A 17999-nucleotide genomic window follows, 5' to 3' on the forward strand; every position below is an offset into this window, starting at 1 on the left:
CAACCTGCGTGGCTGCGGCAGGCGTATCCAGGTCATGCTGCACGTCGTGCTTGCCCGCGGCGGGATGCCTCGGAATGCCCAGGCGCGTGGGATCCCGCCGGGCGGGCCTCGGGTGGGTCCTGGAGGAGGTCGTCTATCGAGCCGCGGCCACCGGTCTGGTGCTCCCAGGCTCGGAGGAGCTCGCCCACCAGGGACCGTGCGGCCGCCTGGAATTCCTCGCGGCATGTCTCGCGCTGGGCGAGCCAGGTCAGGTGCCGGGTGTGGGCGTGCATGGCGAGCAGCTCGGTGATCAACGGAGAGAACGGCAGGGGCACGTCCAGCGCTGCGCAGGCGTGCGGGGCATCGGCAGCCGGAGCGGGCTGGGAAGCGGCGGACTTGGTGAAGCGGTGCCAGATCACGATGGGCTCCTTCGAGACGAGGTGTGGGGGTCAGGCGACGTGCGCGCTCGGGCGCAGCCAGGCGTCGGTGGGGTCGGCGGGACCGAGGACGGGCGTGAAGACGGCTGCGAACGGGCCTTGCTCGCGCAGCTGGTCGAGCGTGGTGACACTGGCGCGCAGGGCCGTGGCGGCCACGACCGGGTCGGCGGCAACCAGGCTGCGCAGGTCGGCGATGCGGCGCTCCAGCCGGGAGGGCGAGGCTCCGGTGAGGATGAGGAGGAGGCGGGGGAAGACCGGGTAGCGGCTGCGCCAGGCCGCGGTCTGGGTACGGCGTGCGGGCCGGCCGCCGCGGGCGGGGGCGGCCGGGGGTGTGTACTGGTGGTAGCGGGCGTAGGCGTGGACCTTCTGAGCCAGCCGGGCAATGGTCATCTGGGTGCGGTCGACCTCGATGAAGAACGTCATCAGGGTGCGCTGCTCCCCTTCGGTGTGGACGTAGTTGAGGACGGCATCCGGGACCAGGGAGAGGTCTTCTCCGGGGCGGGTCTCGTCCCGGTAGTAGTGGGCGATTTCCGGGGACCAGTCGAGGGGGCCGCATTCGTGGCCCAGCTTGCGGGCCCACTCCACCCACGCCAGGCCGGTTTCGACGGTGGCCAGGGTGTGTTCCTGCAGCGGGCCGGCGGCGGCTTCCGGGCTCATCCGGTACGGGCGGCGTGGCAGCAGGCCGGTCGCTTCGACGGCTTCGGCTCCCTTGTCGGTCAGCCACCACAACAGCGGGGCCTGTCCGTGGGAGCGTCGGCCGACCAAGTTCACCAGGCCCTGCTCGCGCAGCTGGTGGAGTTGGCGGCGCAGGTATTCGGCGCGGGTGTGGTGGGGGGTGAGCATGCGGTGCACCTGGTCGGTTGCGACCAGGCGGTGCTGGTAGAGCACGTTCAGGACCTGCTGGCCCAGTGGGCCGGCGCCCAGTGGCGCTGCGGTCGGGTATGGCATGTCAGGCTCCTCAGCCGATGCGGGTGGTCGGGCCGCCGGCGGACGCCGGGGGCGGTTGGCGGCCGGTGAAGTGAGCGAGGATCTCGTCGTCCAGGACCTCGAGTTCGGCGAGGATGTCGCCGACGGGACGGCGCCGCAGATTGGTGTCGATCGCCGCGTCGAGCTCCGGGATGCCATCCGGGTGCTCGTAGTGGGCGTAGATCTCCTCGACCGGCAGGCCGCGCACCCGGAACGGGGTGGTGGGCGTCCCGTCGAGGTTGATCGACATCACGTAGTTGTACTTGGGGAGCTCCATGATCGTCTCCGGGGTGATGTGGCCGTTCCATCGGCGGGCCACGAAGGCGGCCTCGTCGTAGTCGGCGGTGCACGTGGACAGCAGAGACTGGTTCTGCAGCAGTGCCTGGCGGGTGACGGGGCTGAGCCGCAGGGCCATCTGGGTCATGCCGGTGAACCTGATCTCGTACTTGCGGACCTGCTCACACAGAGCCGCGAGGAAGCCCTTGCTGCTGCTGTCCACGGCGGTGAGCTCATCCCCCCACGCCCAGAAGGTGCGGCGATCAGGACGAGGGGTGTCCTGGCGGGACAGCGAGGCCCGGTGCAGGTCGTGGATGAGCAGGCAGGAGACCAGGGCGTCGGATTCCGAGCCGGAGGGACACACGAACACGATGCGGCTGGTGTCCATCGCGGCGCGCACGTCGTAGCTCGACCGCGGGGAGCCGAAGAACACCTGCAGGGACTGGGAGGTGTCCAGTCGGTCCATCACGTAGGTGACGGTCGGGACGGCTTCCTTGGAGAGGGTGGGGAAGGTGGTCCGCCAGTACGTCTGCACCCGCTGGGGCAGCGCTGGAAGGAGGGCCTCCCGCCAGTCCTCGTCCGTCAGCCACGTCCTGATCTGGAAGAGGGTGGGCTGGACCTCGGGGCGGCCGTCCTGGACCGCTCGCAGGGACAGCAGGGCGAGCGCCTGGGCGGCGCGGGCCAGGATCGTCCGTGCCCGCGGCGCGTGATCGCCCCAGTCCTGAGCGGCCGCGATGCCTCCCGTCACCGACCGCACCACTTCCTGGACGTCGCTCTCGGTGCGGCCCTCCATCGACAGCGGGTTCCAGGACACCACCCGCTGCTCGAGCTCGCACTTGGCCAGGTTGATCTCCCACACCCGGTCGAACAGGTGCGGGTGGGCCAGGTACGGCTTCGCACGCGCCCACGCTTCGCCGTGCGGGTCCAAAAACCAGACGCCGTACCCGCAGTGAGCCATCGCGATCGCCTGGACGAGCGCCGCTTCGGTCTTGCCATGGCCGCTCTTGCCCAGCTGCAGCCCGAACAGCAGATCCTTCACCCGGGCCGCGCCGATCCGCTCCTGCCCGTCCGGGTAGGTCACGGCTCCGAGCGGCACCAGGTCGGCCTGGCCGGTGTAGACGGGCAAGTTCGCGGGGGCCGGCGGGACCAGGCCGCCGGACCGGACGACGCTGGAGGCGTGACAGCGTGCGGTGGGCGGTTTGAGGAATCCGACGAGTTCAGGCACCGTCAGCCACTGCCGGCGTGGCGGATGGAATTCCCCGCTGGCGAAGCGGCGGTCGAACGCCGCTATGGCGTGCCGGGTGCGCGGCCGGCGGGGTTTGAGGTAGTTGGGGCCGCTGGTGATGGCGAAGACGGCCAGGAGCTGGTGCATGCGCGCCAGGGCTTCCTGAGGGTGTCCGGCGGCGACACGAAGGAGGAGTTGCACGGCGAATACCGCGGTCCCGGGCTCGAACTTCCCGACACTGTCGCGGACATCGGTCATCCGCGGCAGCTTCTGCGGCCGGCCGCCTGTCCCGCGGCTTGAGGTGGCCCCGCCGCTCCAGGCCGCGGTGAGGGATTCCACCACTCCCCCGCCCACGCCGCTGGTCAGCTTTTCGCCGTACGCCGACGGGCCGCGGCGGCGGGAGGCGGCTATCAGCTGACGGCGCCGCCGAACGATCTGCTGAGGGCTGACCGGCACGAGGTCCAGGACGACGTCAGCCTCCTCCCCCGCTTCACTGCGGACCGTCGCCATCGCGGCCGCCAGCTGCTGCAGCGGATCCGGATTCAGTCCCAGGGCCGCGAGCGGCTTGTGGTGCGGCAGGGCCAGCACCAGCTCAGCCCGCTCTACATAACGCGGCCGGCTGCCGTCACGGCTGGCGGGCTTGGCCAGGTCGAGGGGTGGGTTCACCGCACCTTCTCCTCTCGCTGGGCGGGATCAGGGAAGCGCACCGGCTTGATGGACTTCGTGCCGCGGTCTGTCCGCACGTCCACTTCGGCGAATCCGGGCATCGACAGCACCGCGGCGGCCTCGGCCGGACCTTCGAGGTAGCAGCGCATCTTGCCGCCGCCGGTGGCGGTGTAGCGGATGCGGGCAGCGGCACCGCGGCTGGGGGTGCTCGAGGCCGCGAACCGTACCCGGCCCAGCTGATGCGCCCACCGGGTCACCTCTCCCTCCCCCGGGTCGAACGTCCGGGTGGGGATGAGCTCCACGCGAATGCGGTCGGCGAGCGCCTCTTGCACGCGCTGCGCTCGCCGCGCGGCCAGCCATAGCGCGGCTGCGCCGGCGAGGAGGAGAAGACCGACGAGGTACGGGGCGGACCAGGCGATCCACTGCGCCATGTCGGCGATCGCACCGGGAAGGTGGGGGCTCATACCGGTGCCTGAGCGATCAGTTGGGGCGAGAGGCGGTTCACGGCGGCTCCTGTCGAGTGACGAATCCCTTCACTCAGACCAAGCCCTCGCGACAGGCCCTGTTGGGACACACGCCGACCGATTTCTGAAAAAACGGCCGGGGGCCGGTGTCCGTGGACACCGGCCCCCGACGCACGGGCTGTGCTGCTTGGTCAGTAACCGGGCTCGGTGCGCTCGGCGAAGAGCCACCCCTTCAGGTTCGTGCCTTCCTTCTTGCCGTACAGCCAGTGGTTGCCGTAACCGTTCGTGGTGCTGCAGTACACGCGGAAGTGCTCGTCGAAGTCGATCGTCCCCTTCTTCCGGTACTTCGCCCCGGGGCCGGTGTGAATGCCCGGGTAACCCAGGTCCCGAACGGTGACCCAGTGGTTCTTGTCGTTCTTGGTGCATCCGTCGCTGCCCGCCGCGGTCGCCGGCGATGCCGCGATCGCTCCAGCGCCCAGCAGGAGCGCGCTGCTGATCACAAACGCCGCAGCACGAGACCGGATCTTCGTCTTCACCTGGTACCCCTTCTGTCCTCTGCCCTGTAACGGGGGCAGAGCGGTTGCCGTCACGAGGCGTTGTGTCGCCTCACCCAGGCCAAGCCCCGTACGGCAGACCACTTGGGACACCAGCCGTCGACCTTTACCTTTTTGTGATTAATGCCGCGTGGTCGTAAGCGCCCGGTGCGCGCCGGCCACGCGCGGCCCACCAGAAAGCAGCGGCCAAGGCTCCGCGATACGGGGCCGCTGGGCTCCAGCCGTGGGTCGCGCCGGGACGGTCCCGCGACAACCTCCCGGGCACTCAAAGGGCAGATGCCCTCCGACTCCCGGCTTGCGCGGCTAACAGCTGATCCGCGCAGAGTGCTGTCCAACGAACTCCGCCCGTCATGGCGGAGCCGCCAACCACCCCTGCACGCACGCACTGTGCGGCCCGACGACTGGAGACCTCGGTGCCCCACCTCGACACCAGCACGCCCAGGACGAGTCCAGAACCGCCAATCCCGACGCGGCCGTCCCCACCGCCATTCCTCGAACTGCGCGTCGGCGGCCTTCACCTGACGGTGCAGCGAGTCCCGTACCGGTTCCTGATGGTGGCCGGCACGCTGATCGGCTCCATCGGAGGAGCCACCTGGATCGCTCGCTGAGCTACCGATGGCACACCCCGCCAGGTTCCACCAAGCAGCAGTAGGCCCACGCCCGCCAGGTCAACCTGGCGGGCCCCGGCCCTCGGGGAGTATCGGAACGGGAATTAGCGGTAGGCCGTCGGCTGTGGTGGGACGGGTCGAGTGGGAACCGTTGAGGGCGTCAGTCTCGGGGGCCGAGGACCTGCCGTTCGAGTCGTTCCATCAGTTCGGGGTCGGTGCCGCTGCCGGGGGCGTTGAGGTCGACCCGGGTCGGTCGGCGCGGGGTGATGATCTCTGGTTCGGCTGGTGTGTCGGTCTTCTCGGCTTCGGCGAGGGCCCGGTACAGGGAGGCGACCGAGGGGTGCTTGCCCGTGTTCTTGCCGGTCTTGATGGTCAGCTTCTTCGCGATCTCGGGTACGGGGACGCCGCGGTCCTTGAGCGCGCGGGCGAAGAGGAGGGAGTCGTCATCGATGACCTTCGGGCGTCCGCCGTGGTTGCCCTTGGCGGCGGCCGCCTGCTGGCCTTCCAGGGTCTTCTCCCGGATGTAGTTGCGGTCGAGCTGGGCGGCGACGGCCAGGACGGCGAAGAACATCGCGCCCATGCCGTCGGGGTCGTAGATGCCGGTGAGCGGGCCGGTGAGGAGTTCAAGCTGGACGCCGGCGTCCTGGAGCTGGCCGGAGAGCGTCATCAGCTCGGCGGCGTTACGGGCCAGACGCTTGAGCTCGTGGACGGTGAGGATGACCTCCTGGTCGGGAGCGGCATCCTTGATGTCGTACGCCAGCCTGAGCGCCTTCTCCAGCTCCGGCCGCGTCTTGATACGGGTGCTGATCTTCTCGGAGAAGACGCGCTTGCAGTTGGCGCGGCCGAGCGCGTCGAGCTGGGAGGCGAGTTCCTGCTGCGCGGTCGAGCAGCGCGCGTACCCGATCCGGATGGGCCTGGCGGTCGGCGGCGCCGGGGCCTGCTCGACGGGCGGGCCCGGCTTCCACGGCCGCCCCGGGCCGCGGTCCTCGGGCACGAGGGCTTCCAGCTCCTCACGGAGCGCGGGGACGAGGATGAAGCGGGCGGTGTGGTACTTCGTCGCGCATCGCCCGCTCCGAGTGCGGCACGGGCTCCCGGCCGGGACCTCACACTTCGGACACTCGTTGCGCTCTACCGCGTCTGCGACTTCATCGGGCGTCAGGTTCACCTGGGAAGTGTGTCAGAACTGTCTCGCATAATGCGCGAGTTTTGAGAGGACTTCTGCGAATGACGGCCTGGGGAGACGTGATCGCTCCGGGGGTTCTCGCAGAACTCTCGCATCTGGTCATTTATGAGAGTCGCTGTTGCCCCCAGCGGACTCGGTCAGCATGGCGGGCCTAGGCTTGTCCGGCTTCCAGCTGGGTGAGGTAGTCGGTGGCGGCAGGCACCTCCGCGGCACCGATGCGCTGGTAGATGGTCACGGCCTCGCGGAGGCGGGTGATCGCAGCCTGTGTGTCAGTGTGTGCCTGGCAGCGGGCGATCCCTTCGAGGGCGTGTGCCTCGTCCAGGGGGCTGTGGACCTGACGTGCCAGGAGGAGAGCCTGCTGGTAGGTGTCAAGCGCCCGCTGTGGTTCCCCAGAGCGGGCGAGCAGGGCGCCCGTGCCGTTCAGTACTTCTGCCTCCCCCTGCGCATCACCGACCTCCGCGAACAACACCCGCGACCGGTATAGGAGATCGGTCGCCGCGGTAAAGTCCCCCAACTCGGTCTGTACCCGGCCCAGGTCCTGCAGAGCGCATGCTTCGCCGTGGCGGTTGCCGAGGGTGCGGTACAGCTTCAGGGCCTGCCCGGCCAGCTCCCCCGCCCCCGCATAGTCACCCGTCAGCTGCCGCACCCAGCCCAGGTCCGTCAGGGTGTTTGCTTCGCCGAGGCGGTGGCCGAGGGTGCGGTACAGCTCTAGGGCCTGCCCCGTCAGCTCCCCCGCCCCCGCAAAGTCACCCGTCAGCCACCGCACCACGCCCATGTCCCGCAGGGCGCCTGCTTCGCCGAGGCGGTCGCCGAGGGTGCGGTACAGCTCTAGGGCCTGCCCGGCCAGCTCCCCCGCCCCCGCATAATCACCCGTCACCCGCCGGATCTGGCCCAGGTTCCGCAGGGCGCCTGCTTCGCCGAGGCGGTCGCCGAGGGTGCGGTACAGCTCTCGGGCCTGCCCGGCCAGCTCCCCCGCCCCCGCATAGTCACCCGTCAGATACCGCACCACGCCCGTGTCCCGCAGGACGTGTGCTTCGCCGTGGCGGTGGCCGAGGGTGCGGTACAGCTCTCGGGCCTGCCCGGCCAGCTCCCCCGCCCCCGCATAGTCACCCGTCAGATACCGCACCCGGCCCAGGTTCCGCAGGGCGTCGGCTTCGCCTAGGGCGTCGTTGGTGTGGTGTGCGGTGGCGGCGGCGGTTTGGTGGAGGGTGATGGCTTGGTCCCAGGGGCCTTGCTGGTGGAGGTAGGCGGCCATGGCGTCGGCGAGTGGGATGAGGTGGGTGGGTTGGGTGTGGGTGGTGGTGTGGTGGGCGCAGGCGGTGAGATTGGGGTGTTCGGTGCGCATCCAGGCCAGTGCCTGTTCGCGGGTGGTGAGGTTGGGGGCCACGTGGGGCGCGGTGGCGGGGTGGGTGTGGGGGTATGGGGTGTCGTTGAGGTGGTGGTCGGCGGTTTGGGCGGTGTGGGTGTAGTAGGTGAGGAGGCGGTGGGTGGCTTGGGTGCGGGTTTCGGTGGGGTCGTGGGTGGCGAGGGTGCGGGCGTATTCGCGGAGGAGGTCATGGAGGCGGTAGCGGCGGGGGGTGGGTTCTTCGATGAGGTGGTCGGTGTAGAGGGTTTCCAGGTGGCGCCGGGCCTGGGCGAGGGGGACGTCGGTGAGGGCGGCGGTGGCGTAGGGGTCGATGTCGGGGCCGGGGTGGAGGCCGAGGTGGCGGAAGAGGTGTTGGAGGTGGGGTGGGAGGTCTTGGTAGGAGAGGTCGAAGGCGGCGGCCACGGCACGGTTGCCGGTTTCGAGTTCGCCCAGGCGGTCCTGTGCGGTGGCGAATTCGTCGGTGAAGGTGATGAGGTCCCAGGTGGGGTGGTGGGCGAGGCGGGCGGCGAGCAGCGTGATGGCCAGGGGCAGGTGGCCGCACAGCCGTACGGTTTCGGTGACCGCGCTGTGGTCGGTGTCGGTGTCGGTGGGGGTGCGGCGGGCCAGGCGGGTGAAGAGGCGGGCGGCCTGGTCGGGCGGCAGGATGTCCAGCGGGAGGGGTTCGGCGCCGTCTAGGGCGATCAGTCGTCGGCGGCTGGTGACCAGGACCAGGCACTGTGGGGAGGCGGGCAGGAGGGGTTCGACCTGGTCGGGTCCGGCGGCGTTGTCCAGGATCAGCAGCATCCTGCGCCCGGCCAGCCGGTCCCGCCACATCGCCGCGCGCTCCTCCAGGGTGTCGGGCAGGTTCTGCGGGCTGATGCCGATGCTGATCAGCAGCGTGGCCAGGACGTCGGCAGGGTCGGCGGGAGGCTGGCCGGCGGTGTGGGCATGGAGGTCGACGAACCGATGCCCGTCCGGATAGCGCTGCGCGAGCTGGTGGGCGGCGTGCGTGACCAGAGCGGTCTTCCCGACCCCGGGCATGCCGTCGACGGTGTGAATGCTGATCACCGGGGCCCGCCCCGCCTCGGCCGCGCGCAGGAGGCGGTGGAGCTCGCCCTCGCGACCGGTGAAGGCCGCGATGTCCCGGGGCAGAGTGCTGTGCAGAGCAACGGGCGCGGGCCGGGGCGGCGCCTGGTAGGTGATGTGCTGGGTGTTGCCGTCGCCGATCTGCACGCTGGTGTTGCGGCGCAGTTCCATCCGTCGGAGTCCCTACTGTGCGGTGCGGGTACGCCGGGGGCCGGCTTCGGGCCCCGGGGTGGGCGGTGCGGGGCCGTCGTTCGCCGTGGCACCGGGGCCGGAACCGGCAGACGCGGGCGCCCGCCTGTCTGGCGGGTCGGGTCTAGAAGAAGTTGACGTGCTGGGTGTTGCCGTTACCGACCTGCAGGTTCACGTTCGTCGCTCCGCGCGTGTCGAACCCCGGTGGAACGCCTGGCAGCCCGTCCCTGTCGTGCTCGGGGGCGGGCAGGGCGGAGGCGTGCTCGTCCGCATCGTGCAGGGCCTCGTCTGCGGCCGCGATGTCCGGGCCGGGGCCCTCCTGAGTGCCAACCGCGGCCTGGTTGCGCTGCGGTTGGCGTCGGCTGGCGGCGCGGGCGGTGCGGTAGGCGCGCCAGAGGCGCGTGAGGGCCTCGCCGGAGCCGAAGAACTCGTCGGCCCGGCGGGCGACCGGCCCGGTGGGGGCCAGGGTGCAGCACTCCAGATGGGTGACGTAGGACCTGTCGTATCCCAAGTGCTCGGCCAGGACAGGCTGGGAGAGTTCGGCGGCGGTGCGCAGCCGGAACAGCTCGGCCGCGAACGCCTGGGCGGCCCGCCGTACCGGACCCTCCGCCGCCGGAACCGGAATCTCCGGCGCGCGGTCGTCCGGTGAGGGGTGCGGCTCATCTCCGGGAAACGGAGCGGCAGCGTCGGGTACGGCCCGTAGGCGCGCGTTCGGCCGGAGGTGGTCCACCGGATCTTCGTCGTCTGCTGCTCTGCCGGTGGCGTCCACACCGTGCCCCTTACCGTCCAGGTCCCCGTCACGCGCGGCCCGGGCGGGCCGGATCAGCGAACGCGGCTTCGGTGCTCGGGAGGCGTGTCCTTGGCAGGACCACCGTTGGACAGCGCACGGGGCGCGTGCCAGAAGCGCACAGGAGCAAATACCGGAGCGAATCGCCTGCCCCGTCACACCGGAGCACTCCTGCCCCAGCCGTAACCGAACCCTTCGCCGCGCGGGGCTGGGGCCATCGCATCGTCGCGGCGGGCGTGCGGGCTGTTCCCCGGGGCGAACCGACGAAGCTCGCTCGGCGTGCCTCCAGCCGAAGGCGCCGGGACCGGCTGCGGTCAGCCGGTTTCATTGGTGCGTGCCAGGGCTGGTGGTGAGTGAGGTGTGAGTGAGTGCTCCTCACCGTGGCCTCACCCGTGTGCTCACCGGTGTGCTCATGGCACCGGGGCGCCGCATCAGGGCGAGCGGCCCAGGCGAGGGGAAGGAGACGGCGATGACCGCGATGACGGTGTTCCCGCCGGCGGACGAGGGATGGTTCAAGAGCAGCTTCAGCCAGAGCACGGGCCAATGCGTGGAGGTCCGTTTCGGGGAGGGCCTGGCGCACGTGCGCAACACCCGTGACAGGACGGGTCCGATGGTGACGTTCAACCGGGCGGAGTGGGAGGCGTTCCTCCTCGGGGCGTGGAACGGCGAGTTCGACATGCCTGCCTGACGCAGCGGTTCGTCGCCAGGGGTGCTGTGGGCCGGTTCCGGTCCCACAGCACCCTTCAGTACGCCTTGACCCGGGCTCTTGCCCCTGGGTTCCGCTCTCCGGGCCCTGGTGACAGGCGAAGCGGCGTGTGTGAGGTTGAGGAGCGGCACGGACCGTGTCGCTGTTGTCGCGGCGCTGGGCGCCGGTGGTGTGGAAGGGGGAGGGCTGGGGATGGGGGATGTCTTACCCGGCGGGTCGGGGGACGGGACGGTGCGTGGTGGGGTGTGGTCGGATCTGTCGGGCTCGGCTCGTGATGTGGTGCAGGCCGGGCAGGTACTGGGTGGTGTGCACTTCCACGGCCCGGCCCCGGTGAGGGTGGAGGTTCCCGTGCCGCGGCAGCTTCCGGGCGATGTGTCCGGTTTTGTCGGTCGGTCCGCTGAACTCGCCGAGCTGGACGCGCTGCTGCCCGGCGACAACGGCGGCGAGCCGGTGTCGGTGGTGGTGATCGCCGGGACCGCCGGGGTGGGCAAGACCTCGCTCGCGATCCGCCTCGCCCACCGGATCAGCGGGCGCTTCCCTCACGGCCAGCTGTTCGTGAACCTGCATGGCTACGACGCCGGCCCGGCGCTGACGCCTGCGGCCGTGCTGGAGCGGTTCCTGCGCGCGTTCGGTGTGCCCGCCCCGGCGATTCCGGCCGGGGTGGAGGAGCGTGGGGAGTTGTACCGGTCGCTGCTGGCGGGCAAGCAGGTCCTGGTGGTGCTGGACAACGCGGCCACTGTCGGGCAGGTCCGTCCGCTGCTGCCTGGCGCCGCCGGCTGCCTGACGGTCGTCACCAGCCGCCACCGCCTGTCCGGACTGGCCGTACGCGACGGAGCCCGCCGCATCACCCTCGACGTGCTCACGGAACAGGAGTCCGCCGACCTGGTCGCTACAGCCACCCGCGGCTATCGCACCGGCGACGACCCTGCCCAGATAGCCGAACTGGCGCGGCTGTGCGCGCGGCTGCCACTGGCGCTGCGGATCGCCGCCGAACGCGCCGCCACCCACCCCCTGCTCGACCTGCCCCAGCTCACCGCCCAGCTGCGCGACGAGTCGACCCTGTGGGACGCGCTCTCCAGCCCTGACCAGGAGGAAGCCGAAGCGGTGCGCACCGTCTTCGCCTGGTCCTACCGTGCCCTCCCACCCCCCGCCGCCCGCCTGTTCCGTCTCCTCGGTCTTCATCCCGGCCCCGACTTCTCGGTCCAGGCCGCCGCCGCCCTGGCCGAACAGGACCCGCGTACGGCCCATGGCCTGCTGGACCTGCTGGCCGGCGCGCACCTGATCCAATCCACCGGGCCGGAGCGCTACCAGTTCCACGACCTGCTGCGCGCCTACGCCACCGACCAGGCCCACAGGGAAGAAACCTCCGAAGACCAGCACGCCGCGCTGAAGCGGGTGGCCGACTGGTATCTGCACACCGCCGACGCCGCGCGGGCGGCAGCCCAGACCTTCTACCCCTGCGTCCTGACCCCGGCACAGACCCGCCCGGCAACAGTTCTGGCCTTCGACGGACAGCAGGACGCACTGGCCTGGCACCAGCGCGAGCAGGCCAACCTTTTGGCCCTCGGGCGGGCTGTCGCGCAGGCCGGGCTGGACGAGATCGCCTGGCAGCTGCCGGCCACCCTGCACAGCCTGCACGTGGCCCGGGGCACGTTCGACGACCTGCAGACAGCAAGCCTCATCGGGCTGGAGGCCGCCCGGCGGCTGGGTGATCAGCGCGCCCAGGCCCTGATGCACGACTTCCTGGGCACCGCATACAAGCAATCCGGGCAACTGGCGCAAGCCGCCGAGCACCACGAGGCCGCATTCGACCTGCGCAACCAGATCGGCGACTGGACCGGGGCTGCGGAATCCGCCAACGGCCTGGGCCTGGTCCACTCATGGCGTCACGAACCCGACGCCGCCCGTACCCGCCTGGAGCACGCCCTGGCCCTCTACCAGCAGCACGGCCCTTACGACCGGACCGGCCCGACCCTGTGCAACCTCGGCTACGTCAGCGCCGACCTCGGCCAGCCCCAACAGGCCGCCCAGTACGCCCGCCAAGCCCTGACCGTGTACCGCGAGACAGCAGCCGACCACTACTTCTCGATCGACGCCCTGATCCTCCTGGCCCGCCTCGACCGGGAAGCCGGCCACCACGGACGGGCCGAGTCCCACCTCTCCGACGCCACGGCCCTGCTGGAACGCACCACCCCTCCCTCAGCTAAAGCAGCCATCCACTTCGAACAGGCCACCTTGCTGCGCGAACAGAACCGTCACGACCAGGCGCTGGAAACGTACTGGGCATGCGAGGCACTCGAGCGCTCCACCGGCAACCGCCTCGGCCAGGCCCTGGCCTACAACGGCATCGGCCAGACCCTCCGCGCCCTCGGCCGCCTGCCCGAGGCCGTCGACTTCCACACCACGGCCGCCCGCATCCTCCGCGACCTCGATCAGTCCTGGAACCTGGCCCAGACCCTGGCCCACCTCGCCGACGCCCATACCGACAACGAGCAGCCCGAGCCCGCCCGCCAGCACCGCACCGAAGCCCTCACCCTCCTCGCCCCCTTCACCGACCTGCCCGCCGCCGCCCTGCGCCAGCGGCTCCAAGAGCTGACCACCGGCTGACCCCCACCGGCTCCGCCGGTGCGACCCCCGGTGGCGCGCGGCTGAACACCATGCGTGCCGCGTCGTAGCTCAACGGCCTGATCGGGCGCCGTAAGGTCCACCACAGCGGTTCCTCCGGCCCGTCGAGGGCCTGCGGGCGGATCTGCTGCTGGTAGAGCCGCAGCCATACGAACGCGTCGCTGGAGGCGGGGATCCATTGCAGGGCCCGGGAGCCCTTGCGGATGACGCCGATCGTCTGGTCACCGGGGCTGACCCGGTCCCGGCTGACGCCGAGGAGTTCCGAGGCGCGGGGGCCGGCCGAGATGTAGAAGGCGACCAGCGCGCGGTCGCGGTGCGAGGGCAGGGCCGCGAACAGTTCGTTGAATGCCTGGTCGGGGATGCCGCGCGGGGTTCGCCGGGGTTCCTTCGGCTGGTAGGGGGCCCGGCGGACAGGGTGCTTGAAGGCGTGCATCGGGTTGTGGTGGGCGTTGAGGTGCTCGTCCTCGGCGCGCTTGGTCTTCGGGAACGGGTTGAGCAGCGGACGTCCGTGCATGTCGCGGTGGTACTCGTAGAAGCTGCGGACGACTGCCCGCGCATGCCTCCGGGTGCGTGCCGCGTAGTTCTCGCCCGCGTACCGCTTGCCGGTCACTGGATTGACCGACCCGGGCGCCGGAGCGCCCGGCCGCCGGGGCCGCGGCGGCTTCTTGACCATCTTCAGCCACAGTGCGAAGTCTCGGGCCTCCGCCCTGCCGGCCCGGTCCCACGGCACGTCGACAGCCCACAGGAACCGGAACCAGGGCAGCAGCTCGTACGCGTACGAGCGGAGCGAAGCCGGGCTGTCGTCGTCGGCGAGCATGTCGAGCAGGAACTCGCTGACTGCCGCCACCTCAATCCCGTCCTGGTCGAGCAGCCGGTACGGCAGCGACGGATCGCCGGTCTCCTGGACCCGGCCGACCCTCGGCACCGTGAGCGCCGTGACGTCCCGTAACTGCTTGCCCTTTTGCACCTGAGCCTCCACGAGTTGCTGGGGTCTCCAACAGCTCGGATGACAGCACATCAGGACGGTGGTGTGGCACGACTTCCGAGGCAAGCTGACCGGTCTGGTGCTTGGTCCCGTCACCTTGCGTCGACCTCGGGGGGCTCGTCGGCTCACACCCTGGTAGTTCGGTCAACAGGTCCTCCATCCCTTCGCGGTAGTGCTGGCGCAGTTCGCCGCGCTGGCCGATGAAGATCTTCCGGGCGAGGCGGTGGCGGGCCTCGGTGACATTCAGCTGGGCGCCGATCATCCGCCGGTATCCCTCATCGGACACGAACTGGAGCAGGTGCAGGGTCTTGAAGATCCGCCCGTAGTGGGCGAACGCGTCGCCCAGCCCGGTCGGCTTGCCGTCCCGGGAGAGCATGCGGATCAGGTCGTGACCACGGACCTCGCCCAGGGTGAGCGACCCGGCCACGCGGAGCATGTCGCCCCAGTGGGCGCGTATGCGGTCCAGGCGGATGGTGTGGTTCGACACCGGCTGGAGCGGCCCGTAGTCGGCCGCGGTGTTAGTGCGCCACAGTCGGGCGTCGGAGATGTCGGCGATCCGAGGTGAGAACTGGTAGCCGCAGATGGCGAACAGGCCGAAGACGATGTCGGAGTTTATGTGGACAGTTCAAGTTGATCTTCCTTCGGCTTGTCGCTCGGATCGTTGGCGGTGTTGATGCGGGCTGGAGAAGCCGCGCGCATAGAGTGAGATCTTCGATGGAGTGGCAGGGGTGGTGGAGGCCGTGGAAATCACCGTCCAGTGGATACGGACGTCCTGGACGAAACAGTCCCGCGGAGGAGAGGCCGCCGCTCGTAGGAACGCGGCCCCGGTCGGCTTCACTGTCCCGTATGTACCGCCCTCGTTTGCCCACGTGGTCCGCATGCATGAGCGAGACGGCTTCGAGCCCCACGGCGTCGAGGAAGACCTGGTGGGGGTCGACGTCCAGCTTCGCGAAGCCGACGGCCGGTTGCGCGTCCTTCCCCGAGTGCAGTCTCTGTTCGCCATACCACCTCGGCCGCGACGGCCCCCAGCCGTGCGCCTTGCCTCCGGTCAGTGGGTCCGCTGGCAGCTCAACTACCGTTTCAGCAGGGCGGCGGGTGTGCGGGACTGGTCGTACTGGCTGGACACCTTCAACATCGCCTATGGCCCGGTGGATGCCGACGTGTTCTTGTCGGAGCCCACTGTCCACGTTGACGAGCGAGGACCGCTCCGGTAGCTCCGTCATGGGGCGATCACGCACTGGAGCCGTTCTCTTCCGCTTCCGCGTTGACCGGCTGGCTGAGGTCGGCCAGGAGCCTTTCGATGCGTTCGCTGGTGCAGCGGTGGCGTTCGACCTCGCGGTCCCAGCCGCGTTCGGCCGCGTCGCGGGCGAGGGCCAGCTCGACCTCGCGCCGTGCCCGCAGTCGTGGTGCGTATTCGGGCGTGGTGACGAACTTTGCGCAGGTCAGGTAGAAGTCGCATTCGCAGGGGCCTTCGGCGGGAAGCCGGAGGCAGTGGCCGAGTTCGAGTTCGGTCTTGAAGAAGTTGGTCTTGAGCCAGTCGACCGACGCGTCCGGCAGGGCGCCGTACTCGCCTGCGCCTGCGGCTGGACCAGCCCCACCGCACGCTGGCCCCGGTACGCGACCGCCGCCTGGCAGAACCACCTTCTCGAGACGGGAGCGGCCGGGGGTTGCCCGGCCGCTCCTTGGTCCGTTGGGCAACCCCTGCGATGACCGACTGGGCAACCCCCCTCGCGGTCGTCCGAGCCAGCGGTCGGGCCGGACATCATCGATGGCCGACCGCGGGCAGGACCACCGGCCACCGGCTGATCGAGGGCCGGCCGCAGGATCGGTCACGTGGCCGATCGGCCATCGGCCACATCCGCGGACGGGCGGCCAGCCTGACCTGTGGCCGATGATGAATCGGCCATCGGCCATCGGCCACAGACCGGTCAGGAACTGACTGACCGAAGGTGACGGCTCTGCTGCCGCTGCTGCTCCACACGGTATGCCTGCCCCTTGCGCAGCACGCGTTGACCAGTACGCGGAGACACCTCCAGACGGCGGGCAACCTCCGCACCGGAGAGGGCTTCACCCTTCGCCTCAGCCTCGGCGATCCACTGGGCAACCGTCTGGATCCGCTGCTCCTCCGGGTCCAGCTCCGGTTCCTGATCCTGCTGTTTCGGGACCCACGGGGTCACCGCAGCCGAGCCCGGACTTGTGGCTGTACCGGCCATGGCCGACTGGCTCGCAGCCGTTGTGACCGTCGGCCGTTTCGCGTGCGACCGGCCACCGTCGCTTCGCCCGTCGGTCATCTCTTCACCGGCCACAGGCGCGGTCACTGGTTCCTGCGCGGCATCCTGGGGCGCCGAGCCTGTCTCGGTATACACCGGGTCAGCGGGCGCGGTCAGATCGGTCAGGACGGTCCGCCCATCGGTCACGGTCGTATCGGTCATGGCCGATACGTCGGCCACGCCCCCTGCTTCCTCGCCGTCGGCCCGGGCCTGCTCGGGCGCGGGGGTGTCGCGCCCCTTGGTGTCGTCGATGTACGCGGCCAGCTCGCTGTTGCTGAGGTCGCTCACGCCGTATGTCTCCCGCAGCAGCTGCCCGAACTGGTAAGCGGAGGGGTAGTGGTTGCGTTCGGCGAGGAACTGGCGGAAGGCGGTGTAGTAGACCACCTCGCGCGGCACGTCGTTCGGCAGCTGATTCAGCGTCTGGACCGGCATGGTCTGCTGTGACGGCTGGGGTTGCTGCCGCGGCTGCTGCTCGGGCTGCGCCGCCTGATCCGGTATCTGCCGCTCCTGCGGCTGGGGCTGCTCCCGAGTTCCGGCGGCTTCACCCGGGCCGTTGGCCCCCGTCACAGCATCGGTCGTGCCGTTCGCGTCTGCCGCGTCGGTCCGGCCCGGCGGAAGCGCGGTCGCCGACACCGCGGACGGCTCCAGACCGGCCGCCGCGAGCCCCGCCGGGGCGGTGTCCGACAGCGGCACCCCGTACCGCGCCAGCCGCAGCGGCATCAGCGACTCCACGGGCGCCTTACGGCGCCAGGCGCGTCCATAGCGGGCGCGCAGCCGGGCCTGGTAGACCAGCCGGTCCTGCTCCAGCCTGATGACCTCGTCGTAACTGCGCAGCTCCCACAGCTTCATCCGGCGCCACAACCGGAAGGTGGGCACCGGCGCGAGCAGCCAGCGGGTGATGCGCACCGACTCCATGTGCCGGTCGGCGGTGATGTCGGCGATCCGGCCGACCGCGTGCCGGGCCGCCTCCACGGAGACGACGAACAGGACCGGGATCACGGCGTGCATCCCCATACCCAGCGGGTCGTCCGCCACCGCGGCATTGAAGGCCACGGTCGCGACGGTCAGCAGCCAGGCCGTCTGGCGCAGCAGCGGGAAGGGGATCCGGATCCAGGTCAGCAACAGGTCCAGGGCGAGCAGGACGACGATCCCGGCGTCGATCCCGATGGGGAAGGCATTGGCGAAGTCGCCGAAACCCTTCTGCCGGGCCAGATCGCGCACTGCGGCGTAGGAACCGGCGAAGCCGATCCCCGCGATCACCACCGCCCCGGTGACGACCAGCGTGATCAGGATGCGGTGAGCTCGGCCGAGCCTCACTGGCGTTGTCCCCTGCCCCGCGGCCACTTGTGATCCGCCTTCCCCTCAATCCGTTGTCATCGCCTGAGCGGCCTTCACACTCTCACGCGTGCTGCGTCAGGGTGCTGGATGGCATCGCATCCGGGGTGGATTGTCAGCGAAAAGTGATCACGGGGAGCGAGGGAGGAAGGTTGCCGCCCTACCGCAGGCACAGCTTCCGCGGGCGCGGGAGCAGTCCTTGAGAGGGCAGGTGCCGTGTGGCGGACTTCACCGCGGGGCTTCCTTTGAGGGCGGTGCTGGCGAACAGTGTGAGAGCGGACGGTGATTGGGAGGCTGGGCTGTCGCCTGCCTG

Annotated in this window: 15 protein-coding genes; 3 read left to right on the top strand and 12 right to left on the bottom strand. The window is 70.3% G+C overall.

The window, feature by feature from the left end; all coding sequences use genetic code 11:
• Positions 1-32 precede the first annotated feature (32 nt).
• The 8 genes from ACFYOY_RS35660 to ACFYOY_RS35695 all read right to left on the bottom strand — a co-directional run bounded on the left by ACFYOY_RS35660 (position 33) and on the right by ACFYOY_RS35695 (position 9747).
• Entirely contained in the window at positions 33-398 is a 366-nt protein-coding gene (locus ACFYOY_RS35660) for a hypothetical protein (RefSeq protein ID WP_364015330.1), read from the bottom strand.
• A gap of 30 nt (positions 399-428) precedes the next feature.
• A complete protein-coding gene (locus ACFYOY_RS35665; RefSeq protein WP_388591630.1) occupies positions 429-1364 on the bottom strand; it encodes a replication-relaxation family protein in 936 nt (311 codons plus the stop codon).
• A gap of 10 nt (positions 1365-1374) precedes the next feature.
• Positions 1375-3549 (bottom strand): ATP/GTP-binding protein, encoded by a 2175-nt coding sequence (locus tag ACFYOY_RS35670; protein ID WP_388591632.1) that lies wholly within the window; start codon positions 3547-3549, stop codon positions 1375-1377.
• Positions 3546-4013: a hypothetical protein gene (locus ACFYOY_RS35675; RefSeq protein ID WP_388591634.1), complete on the bottom strand. Its 468-nt coding sequence runs from the start codon at positions 4011-4013 to the stop codon at positions 3546-3548. Before ACFYOY_RS35675 ends, ACFYOY_RS35670 begins: the two co-directional genes overlap by 4 nt.
• 191 nt (positions 4014-4204) lie before the next feature.
• Positions 4205-4549, bottom strand: a complete 345-nt coding sequence (locus ACFYOY_RS35680; protein ID WP_364015341.1) for a hypothetical protein — start codon at positions 4547-4549, stop codon at positions 4205-4207.
• Between the two features lie 786 nt (positions 4550-5335).
• Positions 5336-6169, bottom strand: a complete 834-nt coding sequence (locus ACFYOY_RS35685) for a recombinase family protein (protein ID WP_388591636.1) — start codon at positions 6167-6169, stop codon at positions 5336-5338.
• A gap of 340 nt (positions 6170-6509) precedes the next feature.
• Positions 6510-8960 carry an ATP-binding protein gene (locus tag ACFYOY_RS35690; protein WP_388591638.1) on the bottom strand — a complete coding sequence of 817 codons (2451 nt, stop codon included), beginning with the start codon at positions 8958-8960 and terminating at the stop codon, positions 6510-6512.
• A 142-nt stretch (positions 8961-9102) separates the two neighbouring features.
• A complete protein-coding gene (locus ACFYOY_RS35695; RefSeq protein ID WP_388591640.1) occupies positions 9103-9747 on the bottom strand; it encodes a multiprotein-bridging factor 1 family protein in 645 nt (214 codons plus the stop codon).
• Positions 9748-10234: 487 nt separating this feature from the next.
• On the opposite strand from ACFYOY_RS35695, the gene ACFYOY_RS35700 reads away from it, so the two are divergent.
• A complete protein-coding gene (locus ACFYOY_RS35700) occupies positions 10235-10453 on the top strand; it encodes a DUF397 domain-containing protein (RefSeq protein WP_388591642.1) in 219 nt (72 codons plus the stop codon).
• A gap of 210 nt (positions 10454-10663) precedes the next feature.
• Positions 10664-13078 carry an ATP-binding protein gene (locus ACFYOY_RS35705; RefSeq protein ID WP_388591644.1) on the top strand — a complete coding sequence of 805 codons (2415 nt, stop codon included), beginning with the start codon at positions 10664-10666 and terminating at the stop codon, positions 13076-13078.
• Here ACFYOY_RS35705 and ACFYOY_RS35710 read toward each other — a convergent pair.
• Complete coding sequence (locus ACFYOY_RS35710) at positions 13020-14063, bottom strand: hypothetical protein (RefSeq protein ID WP_388591646.1); 1044 nt, start codon at positions 14061-14063, stop codon at positions 13020-13022. The two genes, ACFYOY_RS35705 and ACFYOY_RS35710, sit on opposite strands and share 59 nt — an antisense overlap.
• The gene (locus ACFYOY_RS35715; protein ID WP_388591865.1) at positions 13945-14697 is read right to left on the bottom strand and encodes a Tn3 family transposase; all 753 of its coding nucleotides are present in this window, start codon (positions 14695-14697) and stop codon (positions 13945-13947) included. Before ACFYOY_RS35715 ends, ACFYOY_RS35710 begins: the two co-directional genes overlap by 119 nt.
• 124 nt (positions 14698-14821) lie before the next feature.
• Here ACFYOY_RS35715 and ACFYOY_RS35720 point away from each other — a divergent pair, with 124 nt between their 5' ends.
• Positions 14822-15295, top strand: a complete 474-nt coding sequence (locus ACFYOY_RS35720; protein ID WP_388591867.1) for a hypothetical protein — start codon at positions 14822-14824, stop codon at positions 15293-15295.
• 16 nt (positions 15296-15311) lie between these two features.
• Here the strand turns inward: ACFYOY_RS35720 and ACFYOY_RS35725 are convergent, their stop codons facing one another.
• Together ACFYOY_RS35725 and ACFYOY_RS35730 are read right to left on the bottom strand one after the other, a co-directional pair.
• The gene (locus tag ACFYOY_RS35725) at positions 15312-15722 is read right to left on the bottom strand and encodes a hypothetical protein (RefSeq protein ID WP_388591648.1); all 411 of its coding nucleotides are present in this window, start codon (positions 15720-15722) and stop codon (positions 15312-15314) included.
• 287 nt (positions 15723-16009) lie between these two features.
• Complete coding sequence (locus ACFYOY_RS35730) at positions 16010-17668, bottom strand: DUF2637 domain-containing protein (RefSeq protein WP_388591650.1); 1659 nt, start codon at positions 17666-17668, stop codon at positions 16010-16012.
• Positions 17669-17999 lie beyond the last annotated feature (331 nt).

Origin of the sequence: Streptomyces sp. NPDC007875 (genome assembly GCF_042868035.1) — a bacterium.
Classification (GTDB): Bacteria; Actinomycetota; Actinomycetes; order Streptomycetales; family Streptomycetaceae; genus Streptomyces; species Streptomyces antimycoticus.